General features: G+C 61.4%; 9 protein-coding genes. 6 read left to right on the top strand and 3 right to left on the bottom strand.

Features of this window, described 5'->3' with window-relative positions; genetic code table 11:
* Nucleotides 1–217: 217 nt before the first annotated feature.
* From PseuLF5_RS27620 to rpmE, 3 genes are all read right to left on the bottom strand, one after another.
* Nucleotides 218–1,486 carry a malic enzyme-like NAD(P)-binding protein gene (locus tag PseuLF5_RS27620; protein ID WP_003220889.1) on the bottom strand — a complete coding sequence of 423 codons (1,269 nt, stop codon included), beginning with the start codon at nucleotides 1,484–1,486 and terminating at the stop codon, nucleotides 218–220.
* A 183-nt stretch (nucleotides 1,487–1,669) separates the two neighbouring features.
* A complete protein-coding gene (locus PseuLF5_RS27615; RefSeq protein WP_336347822.1) occupies nucleotides 1,670–2,452 on the bottom strand; it encodes a thermonuclease family protein in 783 nt (260 codons plus the stop codon).
* 41 nt (nucleotides 2,453–2,493) lie between these two features.
* The gene (gene rpmE / locus PseuLF5_RS27610; protein WP_123470748.1) at nucleotides 2,494–2,712 is read right to left on the bottom strand and encodes a 50S ribosomal protein L31; all 219 of its coding nucleotides are present in this window, start codon (nucleotides 2,710–2,712) and stop codon (nucleotides 2,494–2,496) included.
* 288 nt (nucleotides 2,713–3,000) lie between these two features.
* On the opposite strand from rpmE, the gene PseuLF5_RS27605 reads away from it, so the two are divergent.
* The 6 genes from PseuLF5_RS27605 to PseuLF5_RS27580 all read left to right on the top strand — a co-directional run bounded on the left by PseuLF5_RS27605 (nucleotide 3,001) and on the right by PseuLF5_RS27580 (nucleotide 10,547).
* On the top strand, nucleotides 3,001–5,220 hold the full coding sequence (locus PseuLF5_RS27605; RefSeq protein WP_340135071.1) for a primosomal protein N': 2,220 nt from the start codon (nucleotides 3,001–3,003) through the stop codon (nucleotides 5,218–5,220).
* A 213-nt stretch (nucleotides 5,221–5,433) separates the two neighbouring features.
* Nucleotides 5,434–7,170 (top strand): arginine--tRNA ligase, encoded by a 1,737-nt coding sequence (gene argS, locus PseuLF5_RS27600; RefSeq protein WP_322375443.1) that lies wholly within the window; start codon nucleotides 5,434–5,436, stop codon nucleotides 7,168–7,170.
* Nucleotide 7,171: 1 nt separating this feature from the next.
* Nucleotides 7,172–7,888, top strand: a complete 717-nt coding sequence (locus tag PseuLF5_RS27595) for an SPOR domain-containing protein (protein ID WP_123470742.1) — start codon at nucleotides 7,172–7,174, stop codon at nucleotides 7,886–7,888.
* A gap of 287 nt (nucleotides 7,889–8,175) precedes the next feature.
* The gene (gene hslV / locus PseuLF5_RS27590; RefSeq protein ID WP_003220875.1) at nucleotides 8,176–8,712 is read left to right on the top strand and encodes an ATP-dependent protease subunit HslV; all 537 of its coding nucleotides are present in this window, start codon (nucleotides 8,176–8,178) and stop codon (nucleotides 8,710–8,712) included.
* A 49-nt stretch (nucleotides 8,713–8,761) separates the two neighbouring features.
* Nucleotides 8,762–10,099 carry an ATP-dependent protease ATPase subunit HslU gene (gene hslU, locus PseuLF5_RS27585; RefSeq protein ID WP_123470740.1) on the top strand — a complete coding sequence of 446 codons (1,338 nt, stop codon included), beginning with the start codon at nucleotides 8,762–8,764 and terminating at the stop codon, nucleotides 10,097–10,099.
* A gap of 76 nt (nucleotides 10,100–10,175) precedes the next feature.
* Nucleotides 10,176–10,547, top strand: coding sequence for a gamma-butyrobetaine hydroxylase-like domain-containing protein (locus tag PseuLF5_RS27580; protein WP_123470738.1), 372 nt, complete (start codon nucleotides 10,176–10,178; stop codon nucleotides 10,545–10,547).
* Nucleotides 10,548–10,578 lie beyond the last annotated feature (31 nt).

Below are 10,578 nucleotides of genomic sequence, written 5' to 3'. Positions count from 1 at the left end.
AAGCTGCACAGTGGACACCTCTTCCCAAGACACAGGTCATCTCCTTAGTGATGAGCAATGTGCCTATTAAAAAGTGTCCACCATGTCTCCGAACACCTGTCCACCATGTGTCCGGTACATACAGGGAGAGGGCTAGGGTGAGGGGCTCTTGATCTTCAGGCATAAAAAAGCCCCGACTCTCACAAGCCGGGGCTTTTGTTTGAAGCGCTACAACGACTTAGCCGTTGAACACGTCATCCACGCTTTTCAGCGGGTAGTTCTTCGGATACGGCAGGGTGGCCACACCGGTCTCGATCGCGGCTTTGGCCACAGCGTCGGAGATCAGGGTGATCAGGCGCTTGTCCATTGGCTTCGGAATGATGTATTCACGACCGAATTCCAGCGGGGCACCACCGTAGGCATCGCACACGTCTTGCGGCACTGGCAGTTTGGCCAGTTCACGCAGGGCGTTGGCCGCGGCCACTTTCATTTCTTCGTTGATGCGCTTGGCGCGAACGTCCAGGGCACCACGGAAGATGAACGGGAAGCCCAGTACGTTGTTGACCTGGTTCGGGTAGTCGGAACGACCGGTGGCCATGATCACATCGCTGCGGGTAGCGTGTGCCAGTTCCGGGGAGATTTCCGGATCCGGGTTCGAGCAGGCGAAGACGATCGGGTTGGCCGCCATCGACAGCAGACCTTCAGCGCTCAGCAGGTTCGGGCCGGACAGACCGACGAACACGTCAGCACCTTTCAGAGCGTCAGCCAGGCTGCGCTTGTCGGTGGCGTGAGCGAATACCGCTTTGTACTGGTTCAGGTCGTCACGGCCGGAGTGGATCACGCCGGTACGGTCAACCATGAAGATGTTTTCGATTTTTGCGCCCATGCTCACCAGCAACTTCATGCAGGAGATGGCCGCAGCGCCAGCGCCGAGGCAGACGATCTTGGCTTCCGGCAGGGTTTTGCCGGCGATTTCCAGGGCGTTGATCATGCCCGCAGCGGTCACGATCGCGGTGCCGTGCTGGTCATCGTGGAATACCGGAATGTCGCACTGCTCGATCAGAGCACGTTCGATCTCGAAGCACTCAGGTGCCTTGATGTCTTCCAGGTTGATGCCACCGAAGGTGATGGAGATGCGTTTAACGGTGTCGATGAAGGCTTGCGGGCTTTCGGAGTCGACTTCGATGTCGAACACGTCGATACCGGCGAAGCGCTTGAACAGTACGCCTTTACCTTCCATTACCGGCTTGGAAGCCAGCGGGCCGAGGTTACCCAGACCCAGAATCGCGGTGCCATCGGAAATGACTGCAACCAGGTTGCCCTTGCCGGTGTATTTGTAGGCCAGTTCAGGATCGCGGGCGATCTCACGCACTGGTTCAGCTACGCCGGGGCTGTAGGCCAGCGACAGGTCGCGGGCGGTAGCAGTGGCCTTGGTGAGCTCGACACTCAGCTTCCCTGGACGAGGATTGGCATGATATTCGAGAGCGGCAGTTTTCAGATCAGACATTTTGGCATTCCGCTTTTTACTGTTGGACAGACTGGTCAGCGAGGATACGCGCCTCGCAAAGTCCCCACAAGACTGAGCAGTCACCCCTGTCAAGCGCCCTGTCCTACGACTTTGGGCCAAGAGCCACGGCGCACAAGGGCTGGACTGTTCACAATCGACAGAAAAAATGTCTACAATTTTTCTTCAGCGAGAACTGCGCATCATGGCCGGATCGGTCAACGGAAGCAGCCAGCGCGGCTGGCCCGCCTGCAATCCACCGCGCCGCGAACGATCGACCACCCAGCCCCGGGCCTCGATCTGCGTGCCCTGCAGCGCTTGCAAGCGCGCCATGTCGAATTGTCCGACGAGATTGGGTGCAACACGCAATACAACGGCGCCCTGCAACTCGATCCAGATTCCGCCTCGATTGCGCTGCACCTTGCTCACACGACCGCTGAGCACGGCGAAACCCGAGCGCTGGATCTGCTCCGCTTTCAGTACAGGTGACTGTCGCCAAAGGCCTCGGCCAGCCTGTCGCGCACTGCGTTCGGCAGCCTGCTGACAGGCAACAAGATCGACATTCGGTGCTACCGCGACCTGGAAGCCAAGACCGTCAGCCAGCATTTGCGCCTCAAGGTTGGCGCCGCTGACGTTATAGAGGTGGGCGAGCGTACGCCCGTAATGGTCTTTCGCTTGCTTGCCGGGGAGCACAACGACTTGTCCGCCACTGTCATCAATCAACGCTTGCAGACGCTGGCGTGCCGCCACGGCAAAGGGTTCATCACTGCGACCCTGCTTGCCCAATTCCGGCGTGTTGAGGCCGATCATGCGCACACTGCGGCCATCGCTCAGGCGCACCGTGTCACCATCAACGACGCGCTGTACGGCGACGCTCGGCACTCCCACAGGCGCCGGACAGAAGGCCTGAGCCCCGGAAAGCCAAATCGCGGACACAAAAAAGGCGCCCGCAAGGGACGCCTTTTTCATCAGACCGGAAAAGCCGCTGAGGTTTTCCAGAATGAAGGGCCTTAGGCCTTTTTCGCGCCGAAAGCACCGAAACGGTCGGCGAACTTCTGAACGCGACCACCGGTGTCCAGAGTCTTCTGCTTACCGGTGTAGAACGGGTGGCATTCGTTGCAAACGTCGATCGCCAGGGCTTTGCCGAAGGTCGAACGAGTTTCGAACTTGTTACCGCACGAGCAGGTAACAGCGATTTCTGGGTAATTCGGGTGGATATCAGCTTTCATGATGTCTTCCTCAGCTAGCGTGCCGCCACCCAACACGATTGTTGAATACCGCACGTAATTAGGCCGCGGATTCTACCAGACAATGTCAATCGCGCAAGCTGTCCCTGAGACCGACCGTCTGCTAGGCTCCCGGCCTTGAACGTACTCCACTGTGGGAGCGAGCTTGCTCGCGAATGCGGTGTGCCAGTTGATGACTCAGTGCCTGACACACCGCGTTCGCGAGCAAGCTCGCTCCCACAATTGATCTGCGCTCACTACCTTATTTTGCGTTTATAGAGATCCCCCCGCGTGCCCGACGCCATTCTGCGCCTCGCCCTGCCTTCGCCCTTGCGCCGCCTGTTCGACTATCGGGCGCCGGCCGGCGTGCTGCGCGCCCAGTTGCAACCGGGCATGCGCCTGCGGGTGCCGTTCGGGCGGCGGGAGATGATCGGGATTCTGGTCGAGATCACCGACACCAGCGAAGTACCGGCAGAAAAACTCAAACCGGCGCTGGCCCTGCTTGATGCCGAGCCGCCGTTGCCGCCAGCACTGTTCAAGCTGTGCCTGTGGACGTCGCAGTATTACCAGCACAGCCTCGGCGACACCTTGAGCTGGGCCCTGCCGGTATTACTGCGCCAGGGCGAACTGGCCGAGGCCCGTCAGGAGCGCTTCTGGTCGGTCGCGCCTGGCGCCAGCCTCGATGATCCGCGCATCGCCCGCGCCCCGCGCCAGCGTGAAGCACTGGCGACACTGGCGCAGCATCCGCACGGTGTGGCCCATCAGTTGTTGAGCAAACTGATGCTGAGCAAAGACAGCCTCGACCTGCTGCTGGCGAAGAACCTGGTGCAAGTGGAGATCCGGCGCCACGCCCCCGGCGTTCGCCATGAACACTGGCTGGCCCAGCCGGAGCTGCCACTCAACACCGAACAACGCGCCGCTTACGAAGCAATCCGGGCCGGGTTCGACAGCTATCACGCTTTTCTGCTGGCCGGGGTCACGGGCAGCGGCAAGACCGAAGTCTATTTACAACTGATCCGCGAAACCCTCGAAGCCGGCAAACAGGCGCTGGTGCTGATCCCGGAGATCAACCTCGGCCCGCAAACCCTGGCGCGCTTCGAACAGCGTTTCAATGCGCGCATCGCCTTGCTGCATTCGGCCGTCAACGACCGCGAGCGCCTCGACGCCTGGCTCGCAGCGCGCGATGGCGAGGCCGACATTATTATCGGCACCCGCTCGGCGCTGTTCACCCCGATGAAGAACCCGGGGCTGATCATCATCGACGAAGAGCACGACGGCTCTTATAAGCAGCAGGAAGGTTTGCGCTACCACGCCCGCGATCTGGCGCTGGTACGCGCACGGCAGGAAAACATCCCGATCGTCCTCGGCTCCGCCACGCCTTCGCTGGAAAGCCTGCACAACGCCTACACCGGACGGTATGGCCTCCTACGCCTGAATGAACGTGCCGGCGGTGCCAAGCAACCCCGTTTCTTGCGGCTGGATGTGAAAAGCCGTCCACTGGACAGCGGCATTTCCGGGCCGATGCAGCAAGCCATCGGCCAGACCCTCGCCAATGGCCAACAAGTGCTGGTGTTCCTCAACCGTCGCGGTTTCGCCCCGACGTTGCTGTGCCACGATTGCGGCTGGATGTCCGAGTGTTCGCGCTGTGACGCACGGATGACCGTGCACCAACGCTACGGCGAACTGCGCTGCCATCACTGCGGTTATGTCGAACGCACGCCGCGCCAGTGCCCGAAGTGCAACAAGGTCGATCTGCGCCCGGTGGGCGCCGGCACCGAGCGGGCCGAAGAGCGGCTGGCGATTCTGTTTCCCGATTACCCGGTGCTGCGGGTCGATCGCGACAGCACCTCGCGCAAGGACGCGATGAATCAGTTGTTCGCAACGATCCAGAAGGGTCAGCCGTGCATTCTGGTCGGCACACAGATGCTGGCCAAGGGGCACCATTTTCCGCGCGTCACGCTGGTGTCGATCCTCGATGCCGATGGCGGCCTGTTCTCCGGCGACTTCCGCGCCAGTGAGCGTATGGCGCAGTTGATCGTGCAGGTGGCCGGGCGCGCCGGGCGGGCAGAAGAGCCGGGCAAGGTGATCATCCAGACACACCTGGCCGACCATCCTTTATTGGTGCAGTTGACCGAGCAGGGTTACTTCGCCTTTGCCGAGCAGGCCCTGAGTGAGCGCCGCGCTGCGGGGCTGCCGCCGTTTGCGCATCTGGCGCTGTTGCGTGCCGAAGCGCACAAGCCGGGGCAGGCTGAAGGCTTTCTCGATGAAGCGTGCAGCGAGGCCGAACGCTTGCTGGCCGAGCAGCATCTGAGCGGGATTGAGTTGCTCGGGCCGGTGCCGGCGCCGATGGAACGGCGGGCCGGGCGCTATCGCGCGCAGTTGTTGCTGCAGGCGACAGCACGGGCGCCTCTGCATCGGTTGCTCGCCAGTTGGTTGCTGGTGCTGGAGCAGATGCCGAGCGGGCGGGCGGTGCGCTGGTCGCTGGATGTTGATCCGGTCGATTTGTACTGAAGCTCAAAAGATCGCAGCGTGCGGCGGCGCCTGCAGAGGAATAGGCAATTACCTGCAGGCGCTGCCGCAGGCTGCGATCTTTTGCCTTTGATGTCACCACATATCCATAAGCGGCCTGCTAAGGTTGGCAAGCCCGTCTTCGCAACGGATAATGCCCAGTTTTTCCACCCGCGCATTGATGCGCCGCCGCGCTTGCGGTCGAAAGAGAAGACCATGAAAGACACCATTCGCCAGCTGATCCAACAAGCCCTCACCCAACTCGTCAACGAAGGTGTGTTGCCTGAAGGCCTGTCGCCGGCGATTCAGGTGGAGAACGCCCGCGACAAGACCCACGGCGACTTCGCCAGCAACATCGCCATGATGCTGGCCAAGCCTGCGGGCATGAAGCCGCGCGATCTGGCGGAAAAAATCATCGCCGCGCTGCCGGCCGACGAAAACGTCACCAAGGCCGAAATCGCCGGTCCGGGCTTCATCAATTTCTTCCAGAACACCCAGGCCCTGGCCAATCGCCTCGATGCCGCCCTGGCCGACGCTCACGTCGGCGTGCGCAAGGCCGGCCCGGCGCAGCGCACCGTGGTTGACCTGTCGGCGCCGAACCTGGCCAAAGAGATGCACGTCGGCCACTTGCGCTCGACCATCATCGGCGACGGTGTGGCCCGCGTGCTGGAATTCCTCGGCGACGACGTGATCCGCCAGAACCACGTGGGCGACTGGGGCACCCAGTTCGGCATGTTGATGGCGTATCTGCAGGAAAACCCGATCACCAGCGACGAGCTGTCCGACCTGGAAAACTTCTACCGCGCCGCCAAGCAGCGTTTCGACGAGTCCGAAGAGTTCGCCGACCGTGCCCGTGGCCTGGTGGTCAAGCTGCAGGCCGGCGACGCCGAGTGCCTGGCGCTGTGGACCAAGTTCAAGGACATCTCGCTGTCGCACTGCCAGAAGATCTACGAACTGCTCAACGTCAAACTGACCATGGCCGACGTGATGGGCGAAAGCGCCTACAACGACGACTTGATAAATGTGGTCAACGACCTGAAAGCCGCCGGCATGCTGGTCGAGAGCAACGGCGCCCAGTGCGTGTTCCTCGACGAGTTCAAGAACGCCGACGGCGACCCGCTGCCGGTGATCATCGTCAAGGCTGACGGCGGCTACCTGTACGCCACCACTGACCTGGCGGCTGTGCGCTACCGCAGCGGCAAGCTCAAGGCCGACCGCGCGCTGTACTTCGTCGACCAGCGTCAGGCCCTGCACTTCCAGCAAGTGTTCGCCGTAGCGCGCAAGGCCGGCTTCGTCACCCATCCGATGGAGATGGAGCACATGGGCTTCGGCACCATGAACGGCGCCGATGGCCGTCCGTTCAAGACCCGTGACGGCGGCACCGTGAAGCTGATCGACCTGCTGACCGAAGCGCAGGAACGTGCCTACAACCTGGTGAAAGAGAAGAACCCGGAACTGGCCGAAGACGAGCTGCGCAACATCGCCAAGGTGGTCGGCATCGGTGCGGTGAAATACGCCGACCTGTCGAAGCACCGCACCAGCGACTACAGCTTCAACTTCGACCTGATGCTGAACTTCGAAGGCAATACCGCGCCGTACCTGCTGTACGCCTACACCCGCGTGGCCGGTGTGTTCCGCAAGCTGGGCAAGGATTTCAGCGAAGTCGACGGTCAGATCGTTCTCGAAGCCGAGCACGAACTTGAGCTGGCGGCGAAACTGGCGCAGTTCGGCGAAGTGCTGAACAACGTGTCCGACAAAGGCACACCGCACATTCTCTGCACCTATCTGTACGACGTTGCCGGCCTGTTCTCCAGCTTCTACGAGAACTGCCCGATCCTCGCCGCCGAAACGCCGGCTCAGATGCAGAGCCGTCTGCGTCTGGCCGCGCTGACCGGTCGTACTCTCAAGCAAGGCCTGGAACTGTTGGGCCTGGAAACTCTGGAGCGTATGTAAGTTGGCTGCCAAGAAAAAACCTGCACCCAAGCGTGGCGCCAGCCGTTACCAAGCTCCTGCGAAGCAACCGATTCCGGGTTGGCTGTGGATGGCCATCGGCCTGACGGTCGGCGCGTTCATCGTGTTCCTGATGAAACTGGAGCCGGGCAAGGGCAGCGACACGGTCAAGCGCGAGAAGGTCGAACAGGCGCAGCAGCAGAAAGCGTCGAAGATCGCCGAGGCCAACAAGACCCCGCCGAGCCCGACGCAACCGGTGAAGCCGAAGTACGACTTCTACACCCTGCTGCCGGAATCGGAAGTGATCGTGCCGCCGGACGCCGTGCCGGAGAAAACCCTGCCGACGCCGCAAGTGCCGGCGATCCCGACGACGCCGGTCACCCCTGCGGAAGCGGCGAAGATCGACACCGCGCGCGCGCAGGCAGCACTGGCCGGGATCACCCCGCCGCCAGCGCCACCGGTGAGCAAAGCGGCGCCCGTGACCAAATTCTTCCTCCAGGCGGGTTCGTTCCGCAAAGAGGCGGATGCCGACAAGGTCCGTGCACAGATCATTCTGCTCGGCCAGGCCGTGGCGGTTGAGTCCGGCACCGTGAAGGATGAGACCTGGTACCGCGTATTGGTCGGCCCGTTCAGCAACCGCGAACAACTGACCACGGCCCAGAAACAACTGGCCGGCGCCGGCTTCAGCAACCTGTTGTTACAACAGCGCCAGAGCCGCTGATAGTCTCCCGTGGGCGCCTCACTTTTTGGTTGCCCACAATCCCTGTGGCGAGGGGATTTATCCCCGCTGGGTCGCGAAGCGGCCCCAAAACCAGCAATTGCGGTGCATCAGGCCCACCGCGAAGGATGGTTTGGCGACTGCTTCGCAGCCGAACGGCGATAAATCCCCTCGCCACAGTCAACACACACCATTCGTCTCCCATTGCCCTCCCCGGTTGAAATCCTCTCCAGCACCCCCATATGAATGGGCATAAGGCATTTTCGCCCCGCTGCGTGGAGACTCTTCCCTTGACCACCATCGTTTCAGTCCGCCGCCACGGCAAAGTCGTCATGGGCGGCGACGGCCAGGTTTCTCTCGGCAATACCGTGATGAAAGGCAACGCCAAAAAGGTGCGTCGCCTGTACCACGGCCAGGTCATCGCCGGTTTCGCCGGTGCCACCGCCGACGCCTTTACCCTGTTCGAACGTTTCGAAGGCCAACTCGAGAAACATCAGGGCCACCTGATCCGCGCCGCCGTCGAACTCGCCAAAGAATGGCGCACCGACCGCTCCCTGAGCCGCCTCGAAGCCATGCTCGCGGTCGCCAACAAGGACGCATCCCTGATCATCACCGGCAACGGCGACGTGGTCGAACCCGAGAATGGCCTGATCGCCATGGGTTCCGGTGGCGGTTACGCCCAGGCTGCGGCCAGCGCGCTGTTGAAAAAGACCGACCTGTCGGCCCGTGAAATCGTCGAAACCGCACTGGGCATCGCTGCCGACATCTGCGTATTCACCAACCACACTCAGACCATTGAGGAGCAGGATCTCGCTGAAGAAGCCTGATACGGCCCCTGTGCCACGGCTTGTTTCTGCTTGAGGACCGTCAATTACTATGTCCATGACTCCCCGCGAAATCGTCCACGAACTCAACCGCCATATCATCGGCCAGGACGATGCCAAGCGCGCCGTCGCGATTGCCCTGCGCAACCGCTGGCGCCGCATGCAGCTGCCTGAAGAGCTGCGCGTTGAAGTGACCCCGAAGAACATCCTGATGATCGGCCCGACCGGTGTCGGTAAAACCGAGATCGCCCGTCGTTTGGCGAAACTGGCCAACGCGCCGTTCATCAAAGTCGAAGCGACCAAGTTCACCGAAGTCGGCTACGTCGGCCGTGACGTCGAATCGATCATCCGTGATCTGGCCGACGCCGCGATCAAGATGCTTCGCGAGCAGGAAATGACTCGTGTGCGTCATCGCGCCGAAGACGCTGCCGAGGACCGTATCCTCGACGCACTGCTGCCGCCGGCGCGCATGGGCTTTAGCAATGAAGAAGCGCCGAGCACCGACTCCAATACCCGTCAGCTGTTCCGCAAGCGCCTGCGCGAAGGTCAGCTGGATGACAAGGAAATCGAAATCGAAGTCGCCGAGGTGTCCGGCATCGAAATCGCCACGCCGCCTGGCATGGAGGAGATGACCAACCAGCTGCAATCGCTGTTCGCCAATATGGGCAAGGGCAAGAAGAAGGCGCGCAAGCTCAAGGTCAAAGAAGCACTGAAGCTGGTGCGCGACGAAGAAGCCGGGCGTCTGGTCAACGAAGAAGAGCTGAAAGCCAAGGCGCTGGAAGCCGTTGAACAGCACGGCATCGTGTTCATCGACGAGATCGACAAGGTCGCCAAGCGCGGCAATGTCGGCGGTGCCGATGTGTCCCGTGAGGGCGTACAGCGCGACCTGCTGCCGCTGATCGAAGGCTGCACCGTCAACACCAAGCTGGGCATGGTCAAGACTGACCACATCCTGTTCATTGCGTCCGGCGCGTTCCACCTGAGCAAGCCGAGCGACCTGGTGCCTGAACTTCAGGGTCGTCTGCCGATCCGCGTCGAACTCAAGGCCCTGAGCCCGGAAGACTTCGAACGCATCCTCAGCGAACCGCATGCATCGCTCACCGAGCAATACTGCGCGCTGTTGAAAACCGAAGGCCTGAACATCCAGTTCCAGCCGGAAGGCATCAAGCGTCTGGCGGAGATCGCCTGGCAGGTCAACGAGAAGACCGAGAACATCGGCGCCCGTCGCCTGCACACCCTGCTTGAGCGTCTGCTCGAAGAGGTGTCGTTCAGTGCCGGCGACCTCGCCAGCACCCACGATGAAAAGCCGATTCTGATCGACGCCGAGTACGTCAACAGCCACCTCGGCGAATTGGCGCAGAACGAAGACCTGTCCCGCTACATTCTGTAGAGCGGCAAGCCGCAAGCTGCGAGCGGCAAGCTGAGTTAAGCTTGCCGCTTGTAGCTCGCAGCTGAAGGCTTTTACTATGATTCCTACCGATATCAAACTGCACAAAGCCTCGAAAACCCTGACGCTCACTTACGCGTCCGGCGAGGAGTACACCCTGCCCGCCGAATTCCTGCGCGTGCATTCCCCCTCCGCCGAGGTCCAGGGCCACGGCAAACCGATCCTGCAATTCGGCAAGATCAACGTCGGTCTGAGCAAGCTGGAACCGGCCGGTCACTACGCACTGAAACTGACCTTCGACGACGGCCACGACAGCGGCTTGTTCACTTGGGATTATCTCTACGAACTGGGGCGACGTTATGACGCACTCTGGGCCGACTATCTCGCTGAACTCAAAGCCGCCGGAAAAACCCGCGATCCGGACGAGTCGATCGTCAAGCTGATGCTCTAGTCCGAGACTCTTGCTCTTTAGAGGGCATTTT

Origin of the sequence: Pseudomonas sp. LF-5, from assembly GCF_037626295.1 — a bacterium.
GTDB lineage: Bacteria > Pseudomonadota > Gammaproteobacteria > Pseudomonadales > Pseudomonadaceae > Aquipseudomonas > Aquipseudomonas monsensis.
The sequence above is the reverse complement of the archived record's forward strand: the minus strand, read 5'-3'. Positions and strand labels throughout refer to the sequence as shown.